This is a genomic window from Curtobacterium sp. PhB172 (assembly GCF_003752545.1).
Classification (GTDB): domain Bacteria; phylum Actinomycetota; class Actinomycetes; order Actinomycetales; family Microbacteriaceae; genus Curtobacterium.
Map to the genome: position 1 here is coordinate 142,270 of NZ_RKIF01000006.1, position 23,031 is coordinate 165,300.

Below are 23,031 nucleotides of genomic sequence, written 5' to 3' on the forward strand. Positions count from 1 at the left end.
GGGCGTCCTTTCTCGGGGGCAGTTCGTGCCCGATCCTAGGAGGGAGGGGCACGTGGCACGGGCAGGCTGTCCGGGTGTCCGGCAGCTACATCGACGGATGTCGGTCCACGACGCAGTGGGCGACGATGTGGAGCGCGCCGTCGCGGACGGTCTCGGTGTACGGACCGATGCGTTGCAGGGCGCTCCAGGCGGTGGGGCCGAGGCGCCGGCGCTGGACGCCGCGCGACTCGATCACGACCGGCACGTCCATCCGCTCGTCGGTGACGGGGTGGCCGTCGGACCCGACCGGGCCGAGCGTGACCGAGACGACCGGCAGGCCTGGGGTGGCGGTGCGGCCGTCGCCGACCATCTGCCACAGGGCCTGCAGCAGCCCGTCGCGCTGGGCGGGCGAGAGGTGTCCGGCGAGGGCGCCCGGGTCGGCGACGCTCACCGAACGGCCGAGGTGGTCGGACTCCGTGATCGCGTGGTACAACCAGGTCTCGCGTCGGCCCTCGATGAGGTGCAGGCGGAGCTCGGTCGCGAGCGAGGCCGCGACGGAGCTCGAGGCGTCCGACAGCGGCAGGGGATCGGTGCCGTTCGCGACGGCGTCGAGCAGCTTCTCGGCGGCCAGGTCGAGTCGGGCGAGCTCGTCCGAGGCGAGCATGCCGACCGCGAACTGCGGCGCCTGCACGTTGCTCTGCACGAGCACCCGGTCGAGTTCCCGCTGCACGAGCTGCCGGAACCGCTGCACGACGTACAGAGCGATCGACGGCGGCACGACGACCAGGGCGAGCAGGGACACGATGCCCGGCAGCGTGTCGTTGGTGATCGGGGTCGAGGCGACGCTCATGCCGACGAACGCCAGGCCGAGCACCGCGATGGCGGCGGCGACCTCGCGGGCGGGTCGGAGCGTGGCGATCGGCAGGAGCGCGAAGCCCGCGGCGATCGACGCCGATGCCGTGTGGGCGATGTCGTGCTCGGGCCAGATGCCGATGAAGTCGAGGGTCACGACGCACGCCAGCACGACGCAGATCAGCACGAAGGCCAGCCCGGTCAACCGCTCGCCGTAGGTCAGCACGCTCAGGCCGACACCGACCGCGGCGACGATGTAGAGCATCCAGGCGGCTGCCGGCAGCCACGGGTCGGAGAAGTCGGACCAGCGGACCAGGAAGTACACGATGCCGGAGACGGCCTCGATGGCGGTGAGCACCGCGGCGCCGAGGCCGAGGTACCCGGCTCCGAGCGAGGCGCCGGGCTTGGCGGCCTGGCGGAGCGACCGTGCGCCGGTCGAGGTGGAGGGGAGCCCGCGGGCCTGCCGACGCTCGCTGGTGCGGTAGCGCTCGCGCGCCTCGCGACGGGTGCGGGGCGGCTGCTGGCCGGTGGACTCGCCGGGCAGGCCGCGGCTGATGGTGTCCTCGGGGACCCGGGTCATCGCGGTGCCTCCAGGACGACGGTGGTGCCGGAGCCCGGCGCGGAGAAGAGCTTGGCGTCGCCGCCGACCTCGCGCAGCCGGCTCACGACGCTCTCCTTGAAGCCGAGTCGTTCGGCGCTGACGGTGGTCAGGTCGAACCCGACGCCCGAGTCCGTGACCATGGCGCGCACCATGTCGTTGTCGTGCACGATCGTGACGTGCGCCTCACCGACACCGGCGTGCCGGCGGACGTTCTCGAGGCACTCGCCGAGCGCGAGCAGGAAGGCGTCGAGCACGTGCGACGGCAGCAGCACCTGGCCAGTGCCGTGCCAGCTGACCTCGAGGCCCATCCGCCCGAAGCGCTGCTTCACCGACTCGAGGGTCTGGCCGAGCGGCGACTCCTCTTCGCGGGTGAGCGAGTAGTCGCCGGACTGCGACGGCTGCGGGGTCGCGCCGAGTCGCAGGTGGCGGAGGAGTCTGGCGTCCTCGGCGGCCTGCTCGCGCATGGCCTGCTCGGAGACCCCGACGCCGGAGTGGGCGAGGAGCGTGAGCGTCGCGAGGACCGTGTCGTGCAGCAGCCGCGCCCCCTGCCGCCGCTGTGCCTCGGTCTCGCTGGCCTGGCGTTCGGCGCGGTGCGCGGTGCCGATGCTGTAGATCCGTCGGGCGACGCGGGGGATGCTGCGCGAGATCCACACGGCCACGACCGCGATGAGCACCCAGCCGAGCAGGGCGCCGCTGACGGGCGTCGACAGGAGCCCGCCGGTGGCCCACACCATCACGACGACGACGATCGCGCCGGTGCCGATCGTGAGTCCGAGGCCGAACGGCTGGCCGCGCTGCGCCATCAGCGGGGCGGACAGCGAGCCGCCCGCGAGCGGCATGACGGCGCTGGCGACGAGCGGGCGGACCGACTCGTCCACGCCGGAGAACAGCAGCGCGAGCGAGGCGAGCCCCGTGACGAGGATCGCGGCGGTCCACCACACGGTGCCACTGCGCCCGAAGAACACGAACGCGGCGACCATCGCGGCGATGCACAGCAGGGCGCCCACGAGCGGCAGGGCGGAGACCGCGGCGGCGGAGACCACGCTGACGACGCTGATGAGCGCGCAGACGATGCCCACGACACGGGTCGTCGCCCGCAGCAAGCGGTCGCGTTCCTGTGCGATGAATTCCATCGATGTCCTGGTTGGTGACGAGCTGGTGTGACGGGTCGTGCGGGGAAACCGAGCCTCGTTCAGTCCGGGCTCGCAGCCATCCAACCACGGGCGACACCCGTTGGGGGGTGTTCGGCGCGCCGTGCCGCGCGTGCCGTCACACACCGGTGCGTGCCGCCGCGGGTGCCGTGCGTGCCGCCGCCGCCCCGGTGCGTGCCGCGGCCCCTGTGCGTGCCGCCGCCCCGCCGCGTGCCGTGTCGCGCTCAGCCGTCGAGCAACCGCCGCAGGTGCGCGCCGACCTGCTCGTGCTCGATGAGGAACCCGTCGTGCCCGAACTCACTCTCGATCACCGCGGCCGTGTCACCGTCGAGCGTGTCCGGCACCCCCGCGGCGATCCGGTGCTGGTCCTCGATCGGGAACAGCCGGTCACTCGAGATCCCCACGACGAGCGTGCGGGCCGTCACGAGTTCGAGCGCGGCAGCGACACCGCCCCGCCCGGCCCCGACGTCGTGGGAGTCCATCGCGTGCGTGAGGGTGATGTACGACGACGCGTCGAAGCGCCGGGTGAACTTGTTGCCGTGGAAGTCGAGGTAGCTCTCGACCGAGAACCGCCCGTCGTCGCCGAGCGGGGACACGTCGCTCTGCCACGACCGGGCGAACCGGCCGTTCAGCTCGTCGGACGCCCGGTAGGTCATCAACGCCATCCGCCGCGCGAGCGCCAACCCGCGGTGCGGGCCCTCGCCGGCATCGGCCTCGTAGTAGTCGCCGCCCGCGAACGCCGGGTCCATCTGGATCGCCGAGCGCTGCAGGGAGTTCGCCGCGATCTGGTCCGCCGTCGTCTGGGCCGTCGATGCCAGCACCGCCAGCCGCTGGACGCGTGCGGGGTGCGACACCGCGAACTCGAGGGCGTGCATCCCGCCCATCGACCCGCCGACGACGGCCGCGAACACGTCGATGCCGATCCGGTCGGCGAGCTGGCGCTGCACCTCGACCTGGTCGCGCACGGTGACGAACGGGAACCGCGAGCCCCACTCGACCCCGGTGGGTGCCACCGACGACGGCCCGGTGGTGCCCTGGCAGCCGCCGAGCATGTTGGGTGCGATCACGAACCAGCGGTCGGTGTCGATCGCCAGGCCGGGTCCGACGACGTCGCCCCACCAGCCGGCGGTGCGGTGCCCCGGACCGGGTGCGCCCGCGACGTGCGAATCCCCGGTCAGCGCGTGGAAGAGCAGGACGGCGTTGTCGCGCGCCGCGTTGAGCGTGCCCCACGACTCGTACGCCACCCGCACGGCCGGCAGCCGCCCGCCGCGCACCCACTGCTCGCCGAGGGATGCGAAGTGGCGGGCACCCGGGTGGTCGCCGGGGCGCCAGGCGCCGGTGACCGGCGGCTTGCCGATGGTGCCGAGTTCGGCACCGGGCACCAGGGTGGACGGCACGGAGTCCTCGGGGGTCGTCTGCCAGTCCATGGTGCGTCCAGTCTGCCGGGAGGCGCGGGTCGCCGCCGCCGTGTTACGTCACGCCCGCCCCGTGGCCGGGTCGCAGGCCGCGCTCGCGTCGTCCTGGTCCGGGCGTCTGCGGGCGGGTGCGCGGGCGGGTGCGTCTGCGGGTGGGTGCGCGGGCGGGTGCGACAACGTCGACGTCGTACGACATCGAGGAAGTCGCACGGCCGCGTCGGCAACTGTTGCACAGGCGGGGAGACGACAAGGTCGACGTCGTGCGACGTCGACCTTGTCGTTCCGAGTCGGTGCCCGGGCGGGAGGAACGCTAGGCGCGCTGCCCCTCCTGCGAGACCGCACGGGCCGCGGCGAGCCCGGCCTCGAGGTCGGCCTTCAGGTCCTCGATGTTCTCGATGCCGACGGACAGGCGCACCAGGCCCGGCGTGACCCCGGTGGTGAGCTGCTGCTCGGGCGTGAGCTGCGAGTGCGTGGTCGACGCCGGGTGGATCACGAGCGAGCGCACGTCGCCGATGTTCGCCAGGTGCGAGAACAGCTGCAGGTTGTCGACGAACGCCTTCCCCGCGGGCACCCCGCCCTTGAGCTCGAACGACAGCACGGCGCCGACGCCCTTCGGCGCGTACCGGTTCGCCGCGGCGTACCACGGCGACGTCGGCAGGCCGGCGTACGCGACGGTCGCGACGTCCGGGTGCTGGTCGAGCCACTCGGCGATCTCCTGCGCGTTCGACACGTGGCGCTCGATGCGGAGCGACAGGGTCTCGATGCCCTGCAGGAGTGCGAACGCAGTGTCCGCCGAGTTCGACGCCCCGAGGTCGCGGAGCAGCTGCACGCGGGCCTTCACGATGTAGGCGAGCTCGTTGCCGACGGCCTCGGCGAAGACCGCGCCGTGGTACGACGGGTCGGGCGTGTTGAACTCGGGGAACTTGTCCGGGTGCTGCGACCAGGCGAACTTCCCGCCGTCGACGATGATGCCGCCGATGACGGTGCCGTGGCCGCCGAGGAACTTCGTCGCCGAGTGCACGACGATGTCGGCCCCGTGCTCGAACGGACGGATCAGGTACGGCGTCGCGATCGTGTTGTCGACGATCAGCGGGACGCCGGACTCGTGCGCGACGTCGCTGACGCCGGTGATGTCGAGGACGTTGATCCGCGGGTTGCCGATGGTCTCGGCGAAGAAGAGCTTCGTGTTCGGGCGGACGGCGCGGCGCCACTCCTCGAGGTCGTCCTGGTCCTCGACGAACGTGGTCTCGATGCCGAGCTTCGCCAGCGTGTACTTGAACAGGTTGTACGTGCCGCCGTAGATCGACGACGACGACACGATGTGGTCGCCCGCACCCGCGATGTTCAGCACGGCGTACGTCTCCGCCGCCTGGCCGGACGCCACGAGGAGTGCGCCGCTGCCGCCCTCGAGTGCCGCGATGCGCTGCTCCACGACGTCGTTCGTCGGGTTCATGATGCGGGAGTAGATGTTGCCCGGCTTGGCGAGGGCGAACAGGTCGCGGGCCTCGTCCGAGTTCGCGAAGACGTACGAGGTCGTCTTGTAGATCGGGGTGGCGCGGGCGCCCGTGGTCGGGTCCGGCTGTGCGCCGGCGTGGACCTGCGTGGTCTCGAACCGCCACTGCGCGGCGTCGTGCTCGGTCATCTTGGTGCTCCTGTCCGGTGCGGCTGGGTGATGGGTTCGGGTGAGCTCGAGGGGCCACGCCGGCCGGTCCCGAGCAGACGCGCCAGCGGCTGGTCGGCCGTGCCCGGTGGGGATGCTGCTTTGCGTCGGGTGTCACGGTACGCAGGTGGCCGGGCCCGCACCACCGCATCCGCCTTCGGACGTAACGCGCGCGCCCGACGCGCCACGGGCCTCCCGTCCGTCCGTCCGCACCGTGCTGTCACTGTCGGACGGTGCGAGGTCGGTGGTGCGGTGCGGCGCTGCCGCGCCGCACCGAACGGGCAAGCTCGCACCGGCCGGAGGAACGCGCACGGTGCGAGGGGGCACCGCTACGCCGCGTCGCGACGGAACAGCCAAGCGACGTTCGGTTCGAGCAGCCAGCGCATCCCGCGCCGCACGAAGGGCTGCGCCAGGAAGAGGCTGACCGCGCAGGCGATCGCGACCATCAGGAGCACGAACGGCCACGCGGAGTGCAGGCCGGCGAGCACGCCGGACTCGCGGATCGGGTAGAGCACGAAGGTGTGCAGCAGGTAGACGTACATCGTCGCCGCACCGAACTGCGTGAGCCAGATGTTCCGGCGGGGGATGAGCACCAGGAACGAGGCGGTCAGCAGCGTCGCGAGCAGCATCAGGCCGAAGCGCACGGCACCCGCCCACCAGGCGTCCTCGCCGAGACCCGAGTACGAGTCGTCGTAGAAGAACCAGTGGTGCAGGTCGAACTCCTTGAACTGCGGGATCCACACCGCGCAGGACACGGCCCACGCGGCGAACACCACGCCGGCGGCGACGCGCACCCGCACCACGGTGCGACGCGAGGCCTCGTACCAGCGGTCGAAGAGCCCCCACTGCTTGACCTGCCACCCGAGCAGGAAGAACGGCAGCAGGCTGATCGCGCGGGACAACGAGAGCGTGGAGTCGACGTTGTCGAAGTAGCCGACGCCGATGCTGAACACGACGGCCCAGAACAACGGCCACCGCAGCTGCGCCAGGTACGGCAGGATCAGCTTGAAGATGCCGAGGGCCAGCAGGAACCACAGGGTCCAGGTCGGCTGCGTCGGGTTGAAGTCCTTGCCGCCCTCGACGATGCCCTGCACCACCGTCCAGATCGTCTGCATGATGATGTACGGCACGACGATGTCGGTGATCGTCCGGCGCATGCGCTTCGCCGTCGGGGTGTCGGCCGACGAGAAGTAGCCGCTGATCACACCGAACGCGGGCATGTGGAACGCGTAGATGAACGTGTAGAGCGCCAGGGCGTGCTCGCTCGCCGTCGTCTGGCGCTGGATCGCGTGGCCGATCACCACGAGGGTCACCGCGACGAACCGCGCGGTGTCCCACATCGGGATACGGCGCGGTGCCCGGCCGGGTTCGAGCTGCGTCGCCGGGGCCGAGGGTGCGGGAGGGGCGGCATCCGTCGTCATCGTCGGTCACGTTACCGGATCGTGACCTGGGAGGGTCGGTACGGTTGGGGTCCGGAGCGAGCAGTCGCCCCGACACCGGGGCGATCCGTTGCCCCGACACCGACGCAGGAGGCAGATCACATGGCAGCACGGCGCGCAGTCGTCACCGGAGCGAGCTCGGGCATCGGGGCGGCCACCGTCCGGCTGTTCCGATCGCGAGGCTGGGACGTGCTCGCCGTCGCACGCCGGGCGTCCAAGCTCGAGGCGCTCGCCGCGGAGACCGGGGCCGAGGTCCTGGTGGCGGACATCACGAGTGCTGCCGACGTCGAGGCGCTCGCCGCCCGCGTCGCCGAGCTCGGCGGCGCCGACGTCCTCGTGAACAACGCCGGCGGCGCGTTCGGCTCGGCCAGCGTCGAGGAGTCCGACGTCGACGACTGGCGGGCCATGTTCGAGGTGAACGTGATCGGCACGAAGCGCGTCGTCGCCGCGCTGCTGCCGCACCTGCGGGACCGTGCGCGCGACACCGGGGGAGCGGACATCGTCACGGTGACGAGCACGGCCGGCTTCGTGGCGTACGAGAACGGCGGTGGCTACAACGCCGCGAAGTTCGCCGAGCACGCCCTGGTCGGGGCGCTCCGGCTCGAGCTGAACGGCGAGCCGATCCGCGTCGTCGAGATCGCCCCAGGCCTGGTGAAGACCGACGAGTTCGCGCTCACCCGCTTCCGCGGCGATGAGCAGAAGGCCGCCGCGGTCTACGACGACGTGCCGGACCCGCTCGTCGCCGACGACGTCGCCGAGGCGATCGTGCACGCGGTGGAACTGCCGCCGCACGTGAACCTCGACCTCGTCACGATCCGACCGGTCGCGCAGTCGGCGCAGCACAAGCTCGCGCGCGGGACGCTCACGCCGCGCTGATCGCCTGCGCAGCGCCCGGGCGGTGGCCACGGGTCGCGGGCGCGGGGTCCCTGCCGGTACCGTGGACGGATGCCGATCAGCAGCGAACCCGAGCCCACGGCCCCGGCTCAGTCGACCGTGACCGTGACGAGCGGGCCCGAGGTGCTCGGATGGCTGGAGTTCGGTGACGCCGCACGCCTGCTCGCGAAGGACGTGCTGTCCTCCGGCTTCGAGCCCGAGGTCGTCGTCGCCGTGGCCCGCGGCGGGCTGATCATCGCCGGTGCCGTGGCCTACGCGCTCGGCACCAAGGAGTGCGGCTCGATCAACGTCGAGTTCTACACCGACGTCGAGCAGCGCCTGGACGAGCCCGTCGTGCTCGCACCCGCGCTCGACGCCCCGAGCCTCGCCGGCAAGCGCGTGCTCGTCGTCGACGACGTGTCGGACTCCGGTCGGACCCTGCGCCTGGTGGTCGACATCATCCGGAACGCCGGTGCCGACGTCCGCAGCGCCTGCCTGTACTCGAAGCCCGGCACCGTGCTCGAGCCCGACCACGTGTGGCGCCGGGTCGACGGCTGGATCACGTTCCCGTGGAGCGCCCTCGCACCGGTGACGGCCGAGTCGTGAGCATCCACCTCGTCGGCGGCGGACTCTTCGCCGCCTCGGACGCCGCAGCGCCCTTCCTCGCCGAGGCCACCGCGCGCTCGGCCGCCGTCGGCCGGACGGTCCCGCGCATCGCCCTGCTCTCCGTCGCCGGCCCGGACGGCGGCAGTCCGTCGTCGACCGCCGACATCGCCGAGGCGCTCGGCGGTGCCCGCGCGGCCGAGGTCGTCGTCACCGAGGTCGCGGCCGGCCAGGTGTTCGACACGACCGTCCTGAGCGACGTCGACGCGCTCGTCGTCGGTGGCGGCGTCACCCCCGACTACCTGGGCGCGATCGCCCCACTCGTCGACCAGATCCGGTTGCTCGTCGCCGACGGCCTGCCCTACCTGGGCTACTCGGCCGGTGCGATGATCGCCGCCGACCGCGCGCTCGTGGGTGGCTGGCGCATCGGCGGCGTCGAGATCTGCCCCGAGGGGGCGTCCGAGGGCCTCGACGAGGTCGAGCTCCGCGAAGGGCTCGGCCTGGTCGACCTGACCATCGACGTCCACGCGGTACAGGCCGGCACCCTCGCCCGCCTGATCGCGAGCGCCGAGGCGGAGTTCGTCACCGCCGGCCTGGCGATCGACGAGGACACCGCCCTCGTCGTCGGCGAGGGCGCGCTCGAGGTCCGGGGCACCGGCAGCGTCTGGCGGGTCATGGCCGGCGAGGAGTCGGTGGCCGTCGCCACGATGGGCGCGTAGCCGTCGTGGAACCACGACCGCTCGCCGACCTGGTCGACCCGGGCTGGGCGTCGGCGCTCGCTCCGGTGGAGGCCGACGTGCACCGCATGGGGGCCTGGCTCCGTGACGAGACAGCGGCTGGCCGCACCTACCTGCCGGCCGGCGCCGACGTGCTCCGGGCCTTCACCACGCCGTTCGACGCCGTGAAGGTGCTCGTGGTGGGGCAGGACCCCTACCCGACGCCGGGCAACCCGATCGGACTGTCGTTCGCCGTCGACCCGGCAGTTCGTCCGGTGCCGCGCAGCCTGGCGAACATCTACAAGGAGCTCAGTGCCGACGTCGGCGTGACCCCGCCGGCGCACGGTGACCTGCGCGCGTGGTCGGACCAGGGCGTGCTGCTGCTCAACCGTGTGCTCACGGTCCGTGCGGGCGACGCCGGCAGTCACCGCGGCAAGGGCTGGGAAGCCGTCACCGACCAGGCCGTCCGCGCACTCGTCGCCCGGGGGACCCCGCTCGTCGCCGTGCTCTGGGGCGCGCAGGCCGCGTCCGTCCGGCCGCTGCTCGGCGACACCCCGGTGGTGGCTTCGGCGCACCCGAGCCCGTTGAGCGCGTCGCGGGGCTTCTTCGGCAGCCGGCCGTTCTCGCAGGTCAACGCGCTGCTGCAGGAACAGGGCGCGGCGCCGGTCGACTGGTCGCTGCCCGCTCAGTAGGCTCGGCACGTGCTCGAGGAGGAATACCAGCGACGGCGGGTCCTGCCGCGACACCTGCGTGCCCGGCCGGCGAGCGAGACCGCGTTCGAGTACCGGATCCGTGCCGCCGAGGCGAGCGACCTGCCCGACGTCCGTGAGATCCACACGCACTACGTCCGCAACTCGTCGGTGACCTTCGACCCGTCGGCGTTCACCTTCGCCCGGTGGAAGCAGCGCTACGACGACATCCGGAAGCGCAAGCTGCCCTTCCTGGTGGCCGAGAACCCCGCCGGACAGATCCTCGGCTACGCGCTCGTGGACGCCTGGAACCCGCGCGACCGGTCGAACCGGGTCGTCGAGGACTCGATCTACCTCGGAGCGGCCTCGGGTGGCAAGGGGCTCGGCCGTGCACTCATGGAGGCCCTGCTCGACGAGTGCCGGTCCGCCGGGGTCCGCGAGGTCGTCGCCGTGATCGCCGACCGGCAGGCCGAGGCCTCGATCCGCCTGCACGAGCGGCTCGGCTTCGAGGAGGTCGGCCGGATGGGCAAGGTCGGCTACAAGTACGACCGGTGGCTCGGCACGGTGACGATGCGCCTGCGGTTGCGCGGACCCCGCCTCTTCGCGCGCAAGTAGTCGGTCCGTCGTCCGTCGTCGTTCGGTCGCGGTGGGCCTCGCCGAGGTTCCGAGATCTGCGCATCTCGGCGTGCGATCGCGCGCGTTGTGGAACCTCGACGACCAGCGCACGGCGTGTTGTGGAACCCGGGTGGCTGTCGGACGGGAGGCCCGTGGGCGCGTCGCCACGGGCCTCCCGTCCGTCGTTCGGTCGCGGTGGGCCTCGCCGAGGTTCCGAGATCTGCGCATCTCGGCGTGCGATCGCGCGCGTTGTGGAACCTCGACGACCAGCGCACGGCGTGTTGTGGAACCTCGGCGGTCAGCGCCCGGCGTGCCGGCCCTCGCCCGCCCCCGCACCCCGCACACCCCGTCAGGGCCGCGGGGCCTCCGCGATGAACTCGTCGCGCGTGACGCCGACGAGCGCCGTCGTCGCGGCCGCCGCGGCGGCCCCGTCACCCGTGACGAGGGCGTGCCCGACGGCCTCGTGGCGGAGCGCTGCCTCGCGCGTCCAGCGCGTGATGGTGTCGCGCGACTCCGACGTGCGGGTGCGCAGCAGCGCCTCGACGGTGCCGGCGAAGTGCGCGAAGACGGCGTTGCCGGAGCCGGTGAGCAGGGCGCGGTGGAAGCGGACGTCGGCCTCGAGGTACGCGCGGCTGTCCTCGCGCGCGCAGGCGGCGAGCATGTCCTGCGCGGCGTCGAGGACGGCGGACGCCCCGGAGCCGCCTGCGGTGAGCGACGCCGCGACGGGTTCGACGCCGAGCCGCAGTTCGAGCAACTCCCGCTGCTGCACGAAGTAGGCGGGCGAGGCGCCACGCCACCGGATGACCGTCGGGGCGAGCAGCTCCCACGACCCGATGCCGAGCACCTGCGTCCCGACGCGCTGCCGGGGTTCGACCAGTCCGAGCGACTGCAGGACGCGGAGCGCCTCGCGCACGACCGACCGGGATACACCGAACTCATCTGCCACGAGCTCGGGGCGGACCACCGTGCCGGGGTCGAGCGCACCGTCGACGATGCGCTGCCCGAGGGTGTCGAGCACGTGGGCGTGGAGTCCGCGGGCTGGGGGCATCGTTCCTCCGTGCAGTACGGGTCGCGCGGTCGGCGTGACGTCGGTCCCATCGAAACGGCAGACTGCGTCCGAGGGCGGATGGCGCGCGGCGGATCGTCGTATAGTCTGATTAATCAGATTATTGAGGGTCGGCGCGCGCAGCACCAGCCGCCCCTCGACACGAAGGCGACGGAGCCGCGCGGCAGCGGCTCCAGGAAGGGGCACCGATGCCTCACGCTCCAGTCCACCTGCTCGCCCACCCCGTGGGCACGGTCCTCGCGGCCGATGGCGGCGGTACCGAGACCGTCGACCCGTCCGGGCCGATCCCGCAACTGATCATCGCGGCCCTGGTCGGCATCGTCGTGATCATCGCGCTCATCACCTGGCTCAAGGTCCACCCGTTCATCGCGCTCGTGATCGGTGCCCTGGGCGTCGGCATCGGTGCGGGGCTCGCGCCGGACAAGGCCGTCGTGAGCTTCGGCAACGGCTTCGGAGCGACGATGACGAGCGTCGGCATCCTGGTCGGCCTCGGGTCGATGTTCGGCAAGATGCTCGTCGACTCCGGCGCCGCCGACCGCGTGGTCGACACCCTGGTGCGCAGGTCGTCGAAGGCCGCGCTGCCGTGGACGATGGCCCTGATCGGTGCGCTGATCGGCCTGCCGATGTTCTTCGAGGTCGGCCTCGTGCTCCTCATCCCGATCATCGTGCTCGTCGCGAAGCGCAGCTCCGTGCCGATCATGAAGATCGCCGTGCCCGCCCTGGTCGGCCTGTCGACGATGCACGCGTTCGTCCCGCCGCACCCCGGCCCGCTCGTCGCGATCTCGACCGTCGGCGCGAACCTCGGCACCACGCTCGCCTTCGGCATCGTGCTGGCGATCCCGGTCATCATCCTGGCCGGGCCGGTGTTCGCCCAGTTCGCGGCCCGCTGGGTCGACATCCCCGCGCCCGACATGTTCGGGTCGCGTGGGTCGGACTCCAGGTCGGCGTCCGGTCCGCAGGACCCCGCCTCGGGCGGACGGGAGGCCCGGCGCGGCCCCGCCACGCAGGACACCGCGTCCCTTCCGGGCGGCAAGAGCGACTTCACGCGCGTCATCAGCGAGCCCCGCAGCCCGTCGTTCACCGTCGCGCTCATCGGCATCCTGCTGCCCGTCGTCCTCATGCTCGCCCAGGCCGTCCGCGAGGCGACCATGCCCGACGCCGCTGGCTCGTGGGTGAGCCTGCTCGACTTCCTCGGGTCGCCGATGATCGCGATCGGCATCGCCGCGATCTACGCGATGGTCTTCTTCGCGATCGGCGGCGGCATGGACCGGTCCGCCGTGGCGAAGTCGCTCGAGAGCGCGCTGCCCCCGGTCGCCGGGGTGCTGCTCATCGTCGGTGCCGGCGGTGGGTTCAAGCAGGTGCTCATCGACACCGGCATCGGCGGCGTGATCGCCGACGCCGTGAAGGACTCCGGCGTCTCGGTGCTCCTCGTCGCCTGGGTCGTGTCCGCCCTGGTGCGTGTCGCCACCGGGTCGGCCACGGTCGCCACCGTGACCGCGGCGGGCATCATGGCCCCGATCGCCGCCGACCTGTCCACGCCGATGACCTCGCTGCTCGTACTGGCGATCGGTGCGGGCTCGGTGTTCCTGTCGCACGTCAACGACGCCGGGTTCTGGCTCGTCAAGGGCTACCTCAACACCACCGTGGGACAGACCTTCAAGACGTGGACGGTGCTCGAGTGCCTCATCTCGGTGCTCGGTCTGCTCGGTGTGCTGCTGGCCGGGGTGTTCATCCGATGAGCGGCGACTCCGCTCTCGACGCTTGCGTGCTGGTCGTCATGGGGGTCTCCGGTTCCGGCAAGTCGACCGTCGCCGCGATGGTCGCCGAGCAGCTCGGGTGGGACTTCGCCGAGGGCGACGCCATGCACCCGCAGGCGAACGTCGACAAGATGCACGCCGGCACGCCACTGACCGACGAGGACCGCTGGCCGTGGCTCGACGTCGTCGCCGGCTGGATCCGCGGGCACCTCGACGCCGGCACGCACGGTGTCGTGACCTGCTCGGCGCTGAAGCGGTCGTACCGCGACGTGCTGCGGGCGCCCGGCGTGGTGTTCGTGCACGTCGCCGGTGACGGCGCGTTGATCGAACAGCGCATGTCGCAGCGGTCTGGCCACTTCATGCCGACGTCGCTGCTGCAGTCCCAGCTCGCGACGCTCGAGCCGCCGCAGGACGACGAGGCGCACCTGACGATCGCGGCCGACCGCACTCCGGAGGAGGAGAGCGCCGAGGTCGTGGAGCGGCTCGGGCTCGGCGACGGCCGCTAGCTGCTGTCGGAGTCCGAGCCGGATCCGGTGTCGGCGCGGCTGGCTTCGGACACCAGGTGCGCTGCAGCGGCGGCGAGCTGTGTGTTCGACGTCACCGCTGTGCCGTCCTCGAGCACGCTCGTGTCCTCGAGCCCGGTGCGGATCGCGTGGCCCCGGGAGAGCGCCCGTCGGCTCACCTGCCACGAGGCGGCGCCGATGCCGTGGTGCAGTTGGGGGAGTCGGACCCCCGCGGCCCGGACGATCGACTCCATCTCGGCGTCGAGCGCGAGCGCGTCGTCGGCGTCGTGCTCGAGGGGCTCCACCACGAGTCGGACGAACCGGTCGTGTCCACCCTTCCGGACGAACCGCTCCACGTCGGCAGTGCTGAGGACGCAGGCCTCGACGCCGACGCCGCGTCGCGCGAGGAGATCGGTGACGTCGTCGATCCCGTCCTCGCCCTGGTTCGCGGCGATCAGGTCGGGCAGCTCCGTCCACGAGGAAACGAGGTCGAGGCGTTCGCGGGGGTCGGGCACGATCGCTGCGAAGGTCGTGACGTTGAGCGGGATCCCCGGGCACGCCGCCCGCACGGCGCGGAGCATCCGGCCGACCGGTCCGGCGGCGAGCGACTCGGCGCCGTCGTCGTCGAAGGCGTGCAGGTGGAGGAGCGTCGCGCCCGCCGCCACACACGCTGCCGCGTCGCGGGCGATCTCCTCCGGTGTGCGCGGCATCGCCGGGTGGGTGGTGTCGCCGTTCAGGGCGAGTTGCAGGTCGGGCACGTGGTCGCTCCTCAGCTGAACCGGATCGGGGTGCCGACGGGCAGGGCGGCGAGGGTGCGGGTCATCTCCGCCGAGATCCGCACGCACCCGTGCGAACTGCCGGTCGGGTCGGGGTAGTAGTGCAGCGCGGTCAGTGCCGCGTTGCCGCCGTACGACGGGATCCGCGACGAGTGCGCCCCGGTCAGGATGATCGGGTTGCCCTGCGTGTACGTCACGCGGGTGTCCACGTACGCCGCCTCGACGTAGGTGGCGGTGTCGGACGGCGTGGGGTCCTCGGGGGTGCCGAGCCGGGCCGCCTCGGTCGCGGCGACATGGCCGCTCCGGGTGACGACCGAGACCGTGCTCCGGGCGACGTCGACACGGATCGTCCGGTCGGTGTCCGTGACCGTGAAGTCGGCTGCCCGTGCCCAGGCGAACGTGGCGCTCGGCGCGTCCGGGTCGCCGCCGTCACCCGGGGTGCGGTTCCGTGCCGGGGTCGAGACGAGGAGCATGCCGCCGTCGACTCCGGGCGACCGGCCCCAGACGGCGGTGGCGGCGGGCAGGTCGATCGTCGACACCCGGTGCGACAGCGTGGCCACCGGGCGGGCGTGGCTGGACGGGCTGGCGTACAGGGCCACGAGGTCGTTCCGAGGGGTGGCGATCTGCCAGGTGTCCGCGGGACGGACGTCCCCGCCGTCGAGCAGTTCGGGGACGACGCCGTCGTGGAACGCCAGCGGCAGGGCGGCGAGGGTGGCGGCCGACGGCGCGCGGGGGACGGCCGCGAGCGTCGGGGTGGGGGTCGGCGTCGCGGTCGCGGTGGCCCGTGCGGTGTGGGTCGGGTCGGCGCCCGGACGGTCGGCGGTCACCCCGACGACGACGGCGGCCGCGACGGCGAGCGCAGCCGCACCCCCGACCACGGCGATCCAGCCCCTGCGTCGCATCGGCATCCCCCTGTGCTCCTGGTGTCGGTCAGCGTTCGTGACCCGGTCAGCGTTCGGTGACCCGGCCGGCGTCGACGTGCCACTGCCGGTCGAGGCGGACGGTCTCCAGCATGCGCCGGTCGTGCGTGACGAGCAGCAGCGTGCCGTCGTACGACTCCAGTGCCTGCTCCAACTGCTCGATGGCCACCAGGTCGAGGTGGTTCGTCGGCTCGTCGAGCACGAGCACGTTCACCCCGCGGGCCTGCAGCAGCGCGAGGCCGGCGCGGGTCCGTTCGCCCGGGGAGAGCGCCGACGCGGGCCGTCCGACGTGGTCGGCCTTCAGCCCGAACTTCGCAAGCAGTGTCCGGACGTCGGCGGTCGTGTACTCGGGCACGATCGCCTCGAACGCCGCGGCGAGTGACTGGTCGCCGGTGAAGGCCGCACGGGCCTGGTCGACCTCGCCGACGGCGACGCTCGACCCGAGCGAGGCGGTGCCGGTCGTCGGCACCTGCTTGCCGAGCAGTGCCCGGAGCAGCGTGGACTTGCCGGCGCCGTTCGGTCCGGTGATGCCGATGCGGTCGCCACCGTCGACCTGCAGCGACACCGGGCCGAGCGTGAAGTCGCCCTGCGTGAAGGTGGCGTCGGACAGGGTGGCCACGACGGCCGAGGACCGGGGCGCGCTGCCGATCGTGAACTCGAGCTGCCACTCCTTTCGGGGCTCCTCGACCTCGTCGAGCCGCGCGATGCGGGACTCCATCTGGCGGACCTTCTGCGCCTGCTTCTCGCTCGACTCCGAGGCGGCCTTGCGCCGGATCTTGTCGTTGTCCGGGGCCTTCTTCATGGCGTTGCGCACGCCCTGGCTCGACCACTCGCGCTGTGTGCGGGCGCGGGAGACCAGGTCGGCCTTGGTGGAGGCGTAGTCCTCGTACGCGTCGCGCTTGTGCTGCCGGGCGATCTCGCGCTCCTCGAGGAACGAGTCGTACCCGCCGCCGAACAGCCGGTTGGACGACTGCGCCAGGTCGAGCTCGAGGACGCTCGTCACCGACCGTGCCAGGAACTCCCGATCGTGGCTGACGAGCACGACCCCGCCGCGCAGGCCCCGGACGAACCCCTCGAGCCGGTCCAGGCCGTCGAGGTCGAGGTCGTTGGTGGGCTCGTCGAGCAGGACGATGTCGAACCGTGACAGCAGCAGCGCCGCCAGCCCGACCCGAGCGGCCTGCCCACCGGACAGCGCGGTCATGAGCGAGTCCGGTCCGACGCCGTCGTCACCGGCTCCGGTCTCGAGGCCGAGGTCGGCCAGGACGGCGGGGATGCGGTCTTCCAGATCGGCGGCGCCCGCGGCGAGCCAGCGGTCGAGCGCCGTCGAGTAGCGGTCAGCGGCAGCGTCGCCGGCGTCGGGGTCGCCGAGCGCGGCGGCCGCGGCGTCCATGGCCTCGGTCGCCTCGGCCGAGCCGGTCCGTCGGGCGATGTACGCGGCGACGGTCTCGCCCGCGATCCGCTCGTGCTCCTGGGGGAGCCAGCCGACGAACGCGTCGGTCGGTGCGAGCGACACCGTGCCCGCCAGGGGCTCGTCGACACCCGCCAGCAGTCGGAGCAGGGTGGACTTGCCGGCACCGTTCACGCCGACGACGCCGATCACGTCGCCCGGTGCCACCGTGAGGTCGAGGGAGTCGAACAGCGTGCGAGCGGCGTACCCGCCGGACAGGCCCTTGGCGACGAGCGTGGCGGTCATGCGCCAATCGTCCCACGCGGCGGCGCACGCACGGCACCGCCCCCGGAGCGCCAGGTGCTCCGGGTGCAGCACACTGGACGGATGGCATCCTGCGTCTTCTGCGCGATCATCGCCGGCGACGAACCGGCCGTGTGGGTCGAGCGCGAGGACCACGCCGTCGCGTTCGCGCCGCTGCCCGGGTCCGCGCTCGCACCCGGGCACACGCTCGTCGTACCGGTCGAGCACGCCGACGACCTGCTCGGTGCCGCCCCGGTGGCGCTGGCCGCGACCGTCGCGCTCGCGCAACGTGTCGCCCGGGCGATGCGGGGCGCACTCGGCGCCACCGGCACCGTCGTGCTGCAGGCCTCCGGCGCCGATGCCGGGCAGAGCGTGCGGCACCTGCACTTCCACGTCGTGCCGTGCTGGCCGGACGACGGCACGACGCACTGGCCGGAGCCGCCCTCGGCACACGTCGTCGACGGTGACCCGCACGCACTCCTCGCCGAGATGTTCGAGTAGCCGATCCCGGGCAGCGGTGCGCGGAACGGAGTGGAGTGGGCGCTGCACCCGTCACCCGTCCCACCGACACCCGCAGGAGCACACCATGACCACGAAGATCACCCTGATCATCGACAACCCGGCCGACCCGTCGGCGTTCGAGCAGTCCTACGTGGAACTCGAGGCACTCGCCGCGAAGCTGCCCGGCCTGCAGCGGCTCGAGGCGGCGAAGGTCTGGCCGAAGGAGGACGGCACCCCCACACCGGCGCACCGCACCCTCGACCTGTACTTCGCCTCGTACGGGGACGCCTCCGACGCGGTGGCGACCGCCGAGGCCGGCGCGTTCTTCGAGCGGCTCGGCGGCACCGGCGCCACGTTCACCGGCCGGTTCTCCGACATCGAGCACGAGTAGCACCGGGCCAGGCCAGGCCAGGCCAGGCCGGGCGCCGGGCGCCGGGCGCCGGGCGCCGGGCCCGTGCCCGTGCCCGGGTCTCGGGCTCAGCGACACTCCTCGGGTCCCGCGCCGCGTGGAGAGTCGCTCAGCGCGAACCTCGGCCCGGCAGGCCCGGCACGCCCGGCAGGCCCGGCACCGGCGCCAACCGGCCCGCGCCGACGGGCAGCACACCCGCGCGGTACTCGAGCACCTCGGCATCGCCGACGGTCACCGTCGCCGCACCGAAGCGCCATGCCCGGTTGAACAGGTACACCCCGATCACGGTCCGGCCGTCGTCGGCGACCGCCCACGTGCCGGTGCCCCACTGCGCCGGGTGCCCGACCCCGTCGATCGTGACGGTCGGGCGGGCGAACCAGGTGAGCAGGGGGCGAGCGAGCCGGAGCTCGATCCGGCGCTTCGTCGTGCCGGAGGGGAGAGTCGTGTCCACCTCCGCAGGATACGTGGACTCCGCACCTGTGCCCGCCGCACCCCCGCACCCGTAGCGTGGCGGCCATGACCACCACCGTCCTCGTCGCCGGCGCCACCGGAGACCTCGGCGGACGCATCGTCCGCGAGCTCCTGCAGCACGACACCCGCGTCCGCGTCCTCACCCGCCCGTCGAGCACCGGCGCCCAGCGGCAGTTCGCCGACGACGACCGCATCGACGTCGTCATCGCGGACTACACGGACGCACCGGCGCTGGTCACGGCGCTCGCCGGGGTCGACGTCGTCGTCTCCACGGTCAGCGGTACCCGCGCCGTGATCGTGGACGCCCAGCGTGCCCTGCTCGAGGCCGCGGTCCAGGCCGGCGTCCCGCGGTTCATCCCCTCGGACTACGCCGCCGACTACCGCTCGATCACGCCCGGCTCGAACCGCAACTTCGAGCTCCGCCGCGAGTTCGCCGCCGCCCTCGACGCTGCACCGATCCGTGCGACCTCGGTGCTGAACGGGGCGTTCACGGACATGCTCACCGGTCAGGCGCCGCTGATCCTGTTCGACCGCCAGCGGGTGCTCTACTGGTCGTCGGCCGACCAGGTCCTCGACTTCACCACGAAGGACGACGTCGCGCGCGTGACGGCGCTCGTTGCACTCGACGCGGACGCACCCCGTGTGGTCGAGGTCGCCGGTGACCGCGTGACGGCACGGTCGATCGCCGACACGATGTCCCGACTGACCGGCACCCCGTTCCGGCTGCAGTGGGCGGGGACGACCGGCACGCTGTCGGCGATGGCACGGATCGGCCGTCGGCTGTCGAAGGACGACGCCGAACCGTTCCCGGCCTGGCAGGGCATGCAGTACTTCGTGAGCATGTTCAGCGGCGAGGCCGAGCTCCACCACGTCGACGCCGACCGCTCCGGTCCGCACGGGTGGACGAGCGTCCGCGACGTGCTCGCCGCCCACCTGGGCGTCTGACGGTCCGACGGGGAGGCCCGCCCCGCGTCGCGCAGGACGGCCGGCGGTCCGCCGCCGTGGCCGTCACGGGCACGCGCCGGCCGGGTCCTGCGCTGACGGTCAGGCGCCGCGGACGGCCCTGACGATCTCCTGCCGTGCTGCTCGTCCGCTGCGCGTCGGCAGCAGGGGGAACACGTGCAGCGCGCCGGGGCGCTCGCGCAGCGTGACGTCCACGCCAGCGGACCGGGCGGCCGCGACGAGCAGGTGCGCGTCGGGGTTCAGCACGTCGTGGGTCCCGGTGTGGACGAGCATCGGGCCGAGGCCGTGGAACGAACCGGTCAGGGGACTGACGACCGGGTCGTCGATCGACAGGCCGTCGGCCCACAGGTGACCGAGGACGCGGCCCCCGTCGCGACCGAGCCACGGGTCGCTCGGTTGCACCTCGGGGATGCGCGGGTTCGAGAAGCCGAGGTCGAGCGCCGGTGACACCAGGACGGTCCGGAGCGACGGTACGCCCTCGTCGCGCAGGGTCTGGGCGACCGACAGCGCGATCTGCCCGCCGGCGGAGTCGCCGGCGAGCTGCACCCGTCCGCGCTGGTCGATGACGCGGCGTGCGACGTCGCGGACCAGGTCGTGTGCCTGCCGGGCGCTGCCGTCCGGCAGGAGCCGGTAGATCGGGACGGTCACGGTGGCGCGCGCCTCGGCGGCGAGCTGGGCGATGAGCGCCCAGTGCTGCGGGGCGATCTCGTGGACCCACCCGCCGCCGTGCACGTAGACGACGTCGCGGAGCGGTGGCTGGCGGCTCGGCGTCACGGTGTACACCGGGGCGCCGCCCTGCCGGTGGACGTCGACGCGCACGTCGGGCCGGAGGCGCTTCGGTGGTCCGAACGGCTCGGGGCGGAGGGCCTGTCTGCGGACGGCTCGGTGCGCTCCCGCTTCGGTGACGAACGGCGCGTTCGCGTGCGTGACCCGCAGGAACAGCGGGACCGCGGCTTCGGGGACGATCACGCTGTACCTCCGGTGTCGTCGAGGTCGTCGGCACCGTCGGGCTCGCGCGCCGGCTCGCTGAGTCCGAGGAGTGCACCCCGCACCGCGGCGACGCGGATGGTCGCGGCGTCGTCGTAGAGCACCGTCTGGCTGACCGCGCCGACGTGCGCGGCGACGACCGCCCGGGTGAAGACGTCCGGTGCGACGGTCAGTCGCCGGCCCTGTGCTGTGACCGACTCGACGAGCAGCGGTTCGAGTGCCGCGTGGAAGGCGTCGGTGTGCGCTCGGAGCAGTGCCCGGAGCTCGGGTTCGTGTCGCGCCCGGGACAGCAGGACCGAGCGGATCGCGTACCACTTGCCCTCGGGTGGCAGGCCGCCGAGGACCCCGGACACGATCGCGTCGGCGGACTGCGGGTCGGTCGTGCCGAGCGCGGCCCGGAAGCCGTCCTCGAGCCGCTCGACGACCACGGCCTCCTGCGCTTCGTACACCGCGAAGAAGAGCTCGTCGGTCGTCGCGAAGTTCGAGTAGAAGGCTCCGCGCGTGAACCCCGCACGCGTGACGATCGCCTCGACGCTGGCCGAGGCCGAGCCGGTCTCGTCGAACAGCGCCTCGGCCGCGCGGACGAGCTCCGCGCGGGTGCTGCTGCGCCGCCGAGTGGGGCGGGCGGGTGCGGCGGTGTCGTCGCTCACTCGTGGGGACATCGGCTCATCCTAGGAGGCGTCGTCCGACCGGCGCGGGTCGGCCAGGTAGTCGTGCACGGACCGCACCGGCGCGAGCGTCAGGTCGGTCAGGACGTGCGAGGCGCTGATGACCTCGAGCACCGGCAGGTCGGCCATCGGCGCGAGGGCGTGCTCGAACAGCTGCAGGCGGGCTGGCCCGGTCCAGGCCCCCTTCACGACGATGTCGGTGATCTCGGTCCGCACGAGGTCGGCGGCGCGCAGCCCCAGGGTCGTCACGTCGGGGACGAGCTTCACCATCCAGGTCGGCACCGTGATCTGCGCCGCGGCCTCGACCGGGTCCATCGGCTCCCACTGGTACGCCATGGTCGCCGTCGCCACACGCTCGGCACCGCGGTCGAGCGTGCCGACGAGGGCGCCCTGGTCGACGCGCAACCCCGGGGTCCCGAGCACCTTCGGGTAGGCGCTCAGTTCGCGACCGGCGAGCGTCGCCGCGGAGTTGTCGAGGTACATGGCGTGCAGGTACTCGCCGACCTCGCCGTCGTGGGTGACCTGGATCGCCTGACCGGACTCGACGTAGGGGCCGTAGCCGTCGACGTCGCCCATCTTCATGACCTCGAACCGGACCAGCGGCGCGTCGACCCGCAGCGGCTCCGGCACGACGGCGCGGAGGGCGTCGGGGTCGGTCCGGTACACGACGTTGAAGTACTCGCGATCGGTGAAGCGCGTCGGGCGCAGCGGGTAGACCGGCGCGGTGAGGGGTGTGGTGGCGTGGCGGAGGACGTCCGAGGCCTGCATGGGAACTCCTTGTCGAGTTGCGATACGTTCCGTACTGAGTACGTTGTGTATCGAACCTACACCCGAGAGCGAAGGACACCATGGGCTTCTCCCTGCCGACCGACATCCGCAACCGACCCGTCACCGTGATCGGCGGTGGGACCCTCGGCCGTCGCATCGCCCTGGTGTTCGCCAGCGCCGGCGGCGAGTCCCGCGTGTACGACCTCGCCGAGCCGGTCCGCACGGCCGCCGTCGAGTACGTCGAGCGCGAGCTCCCGGCGCTCGCCGCGGCGCGGGACGGGGGCGCGGTCGGCACCGTCCGCGCGTTCGACGACCTGGACGAGGCCGTCGCCGGTTCTTGGCTCGTCGTCGAGGCGATCCCGGAGCGCCTCGACCTCAAGACGACGGTGTTCGGGCAGCTCGACCGCGCCGTCGGGGCGGACACGATCCTGGCGAGCAACTCGTCGTCGTACGCGAGCCGACTCGTGATCGACGAGGTCGAGCACCCCGAGCGCGTGCTGAACATGCACTTCTACATGCCGCCGGCGCAGAACGCCGTCGACCTGATGAGCGACGGGGAGACCGACCCCGCGGTCATCGACCTGTTGCTCGAGGTCCTGCCGACCTACGGCGTCCGGCCGTTCGTCGCCCGCAAGGAGTCGACCGGGTTCATCTTCAACCGCATCTGGGCGGCCATCAAGCGCGAGTCCCTGGCCGTCGTCGCCGACGGGGTCTCCACGCCGGAGGACGTCGACGCCATGTTCGCGGTGAACACCGGTTCGCCCGCGGGGCCGTTCCGGATGATGGACCAGGTGGGGCTCGACGTCGTCCTGGACATCGAGGAGCACTACGCGGCGGAGGACCCGCACCTTCCCGAGGGTCCGCGGCAGCTGCTCCGGCAGTACGTCGACGCGGGGCACCTGGGCGTGAAGACCGGCCGCGGCTTCTACGCGTACGACCAGCACTGAAGGACGACCGGC

24 protein-coding genes are annotated in these 23,031 nt (G+C 72.6%); 11 read left to right on the plus strand and 13 right to left on the minus strand.

Annotation, left to right across the window (positions count from 1 at the left end; translation table 11 throughout):
- Positions 1-85: 85 nt before the first annotated feature.
- From EDF42_RS05050 to EDF42_RS05075, 5 genes are all read right to left on the minus strand, one after another.
- Positions 86-1,411, minus strand: a complete 1,326-nt coding sequence (locus EDF42_RS05050) for a hypothetical protein (RefSeq protein WP_123339799.1) — start codon at positions 1,409-1,411, stop codon at positions 86-88.
- The gene (locus tag EDF42_RS05055; protein ID WP_123671651.1) at positions 1,408-2,565 is read right to left on the minus strand and encodes a sensor histidine kinase; all 1,158 of its coding nucleotides are present in this window, start codon (positions 2,563-2,565) and stop codon (positions 1,408-1,410) included. Before EDF42_RS05055 ends, EDF42_RS05050 begins: the two co-directional genes overlap by 4 nt.
- A gap of 242 nt (positions 2,566-2,807) precedes the next feature.
- A complete protein-coding gene (locus EDF42_RS05065) occupies positions 2,808-4,010 on the minus strand; it encodes a homoserine O-acetyltransferase (protein ID WP_123671652.1) in 1,203 nt (400 codons plus the stop codon).
- 298 nt (positions 4,011-4,308) lie between these two features.
- A complete protein-coding gene (locus EDF42_RS05070) occupies positions 4,309-5,640 on the minus strand; it encodes a bifunctional o-acetylhomoserine/o-acetylserine sulfhydrylase (protein ID WP_111086406.1) in 1,332 nt (443 codons plus the stop codon).
- 347 nt (positions 5,641-5,987) lie between these two features.
- Positions 5,988-7,079 carry an acyltransferase family protein gene (locus EDF42_RS05075; protein WP_123671653.1) on the minus strand — a complete coding sequence of 364 codons (1,092 nt, stop codon included), beginning with the start codon at positions 7,077-7,079 and terminating at the stop codon, positions 5,988-5,990.
- Between the two features lie 120 nt (positions 7,080-7,199).
- On the opposite strand from EDF42_RS05075, the gene EDF42_RS05080 reads away from it, so the two are divergent.
- From EDF42_RS05080 to EDF42_RS05100, 5 genes are all read left to right on the plus strand, one after another.
- Complete coding sequence (locus EDF42_RS05080) at positions 7,200-7,973, plus strand: SDR family oxidoreductase (protein WP_111086404.1); 774 nt, start codon at positions 7,200-7,202, stop codon at positions 7,971-7,973.
- A 69-nt stretch (positions 7,974-8,042) separates the two neighbouring features.
- Positions 8,043-8,576, plus strand: a complete 534-nt coding sequence (locus tag EDF42_RS05085) for a phosphoribosyltransferase (protein WP_173168683.1) — start codon at positions 8,043-8,045, stop codon at positions 8,574-8,576.
- Positions 8,573-9,292 carry a Type 1 glutamine amidotransferase-like domain-containing protein gene (locus EDF42_RS05090; protein ID WP_123671654.1) on the plus strand — a complete coding sequence of 240 codons (720 nt, stop codon included), beginning with the start codon at positions 8,573-8,575 and terminating at the stop codon, positions 9,290-9,292. The genes EDF42_RS05085 and EDF42_RS05090 overlap by 4 nt, the downstream gene beginning before the upstream one ends.
- Positions 9,293-9,297: 5 nt before the next feature.
- Positions 9,298-9,981 (plus strand): uracil-DNA glycosylase, encoded by a 684-nt coding sequence (locus EDF42_RS05095; RefSeq protein ID WP_123339794.1) that lies wholly within the window; start codon positions 9,298-9,300, stop codon positions 9,979-9,981.
- A 9-nt stretch (positions 9,982-9,990) separates the two neighbouring features.
- The gene (locus EDF42_RS05100) at positions 9,991-10,593 is read left to right on the plus strand and encodes a GNAT family N-acetyltransferase (RefSeq protein ID WP_123294233.1); all 603 of its coding nucleotides are present in this window, start codon (positions 9,991-9,993) and stop codon (positions 10,591-10,593) included.
- A 349-nt stretch (positions 10,594-10,942) separates the two neighbouring features.
- On the opposite strand, the gene EDF42_RS05105 is transcribed toward EDF42_RS05100, so the two are convergent.
- On the minus strand, positions 10,943-11,641 hold the full coding sequence (locus EDF42_RS05105; protein ID WP_123339793.1) for a FadR/GntR family transcriptional regulator: 699 nt from the start codon (positions 11,639-11,641) through the stop codon (positions 10,943-10,945).
- A gap of 206 nt (positions 11,642-11,847) precedes the next feature.
- Between EDF42_RS05105 and EDF42_RS05110 the strand changes: the two genes are divergently transcribed.
- Both EDF42_RS05110 and EDF42_RS05115 read left to right on the plus strand, forming a co-directional pair.
- Positions 11,848-13,398 carry a GntP family permease gene (locus tag EDF42_RS05110; protein ID WP_123339792.1) on the plus strand — a complete coding sequence of 517 codons (1,551 nt, stop codon included), beginning with the start codon at positions 11,848-11,850 and terminating at the stop codon, positions 13,396-13,398.
- A complete protein-coding gene (locus EDF42_RS05115) occupies positions 13,395-13,922 on the plus strand; it encodes a gluconokinase (protein WP_123339791.1) in 528 nt (175 codons plus the stop codon). The genes EDF42_RS05110 and EDF42_RS05115 overlap by 4 nt, the downstream gene beginning before the upstream one ends.
- Here the strand turns inward: EDF42_RS05115 and EDF42_RS05120 are convergent.
- From EDF42_RS05120 to EDF42_RS05130, 3 genes are read right to left on the minus strand one after another with little or no spacing between them, the layout of a single operon-like run.
- A complete protein-coding gene (locus tag EDF42_RS05120; protein ID WP_123339790.1) occupies positions 13,919-14,677 on the minus strand; it encodes a 3-keto-5-aminohexanoate cleavage protein in 759 nt (252 codons plus the stop codon). The genes EDF42_RS05115 and EDF42_RS05120 overlap by 4 nt on opposite strands.
- Before the next feature lie 11 nt (positions 14,678-14,688).
- Entirely contained in the window at positions 14,689-15,597 is a 909-nt protein-coding gene (locus EDF42_RS05125; RefSeq protein WP_148053831.1) for a L,D-transpeptidase, read from the minus strand.
- A gap of 46 nt (positions 15,598-15,643) precedes the next feature.
- Entirely contained in the window at positions 15,644-17,308 is a 1,665-nt protein-coding gene (locus tag EDF42_RS05130) for an ABC-F family ATP-binding cassette domain-containing protein (protein WP_123339788.1), read from the minus strand.
- 81 nt (positions 17,309-17,389) lie between these two features.
- On the opposite strand from EDF42_RS05130, the gene EDF42_RS05135 reads away from it, so the two are divergent.
- Together EDF42_RS05135 and EDF42_RS05140 are read left to right on the plus strand one after the other, a co-directional pair.
- Positions 17,390-17,806: an HIT domain-containing protein gene (locus EDF42_RS05135; protein ID WP_123294238.1), complete on the plus strand. Its 417-nt coding sequence runs from the start codon at positions 17,390-17,392 to the stop codon at positions 17,804-17,806.
- An 85-nt stretch (positions 17,807-17,891) separates the two neighbouring features.
- Positions 17,892-18,197 carry an EthD family reductase gene (locus EDF42_RS05140; protein WP_123671655.1) on the plus strand — a complete coding sequence of 102 codons (306 nt, stop codon included), beginning with the start codon at positions 17,892-17,894 and terminating at the stop codon, positions 18,195-18,197.
- 127 nt (positions 18,198-18,324) lie between these two features.
- On the opposite strand, the gene EDF42_RS05145 is transcribed toward EDF42_RS05140, so the two are convergent.
- Complete coding sequence (locus EDF42_RS05145; RefSeq protein WP_123671656.1) at positions 18,325-18,666, minus strand: hypothetical protein; 342 nt, start codon at positions 18,664-18,666, stop codon at positions 18,325-18,327.
- 65 nt (positions 18,667-18,731) lie between these two features.
- On the opposite strand from EDF42_RS05145, the gene EDF42_RS05150 reads away from it, so the two are divergent.
- Positions 18,732-19,631 carry an NmrA family NAD(P)-binding protein gene (locus EDF42_RS05150; RefSeq protein WP_123671657.1) on the plus strand — a complete coding sequence of 300 codons (900 nt, stop codon included), beginning with the start codon at positions 18,732-18,734 and terminating at the stop codon, positions 19,629-19,631.
- A 99-nt stretch (positions 19,632-19,730) separates the two neighbouring features.
- Here the strand turns inward: EDF42_RS05150 and EDF42_RS05155 are convergent, their stop codons facing one another.
- Genes EDF42_RS05155 through EDF42_RS05165 form a run of 3 tightly spaced genes read right to left on the minus strand, consistent with a single transcriptional unit; the run spans position 19,731 to position 22,072 of the window.
- Positions 19,731-20,618, minus strand: a complete 888-nt coding sequence (locus tag EDF42_RS05155) for an alpha/beta hydrolase (protein WP_123671658.1) — start codon at positions 20,616-20,618, stop codon at positions 19,731-19,733.
- Positions 20,615-21,298 (minus strand): TetR/AcrR family transcriptional regulator, encoded by a 684-nt coding sequence (locus tag EDF42_RS19205; protein ID WP_123671659.1) that lies wholly within the window; start codon positions 21,296-21,298, stop codon positions 20,615-20,617. Before EDF42_RS19205 ends, EDF42_RS05155 begins: the two co-directional genes overlap by 4 nt.
- A gap of 9 nt (positions 21,299-21,307) precedes the next feature.
- Positions 21,308-22,072, minus strand: coding sequence for an acetoacetate decarboxylase (locus EDF42_RS05165; protein ID WP_123339782.1), 765 nt, complete (start codon positions 22,070-22,072; stop codon positions 21,308-21,310).
- Positions 22,073-22,152: 80 nt separating this feature from the next.
- Between EDF42_RS05165 and EDF42_RS05170 the strand changes: the two genes are divergently transcribed.
- On the plus strand, positions 22,153-23,019 hold the full coding sequence (locus tag EDF42_RS05170; protein ID WP_123339781.1) for a 3-hydroxyacyl-CoA dehydrogenase family protein: 867 nt from the start codon (positions 22,153-22,155) through the stop codon (positions 23,017-23,019).
- Positions 23,020-23,031 lie beyond the last annotated feature (12 nt).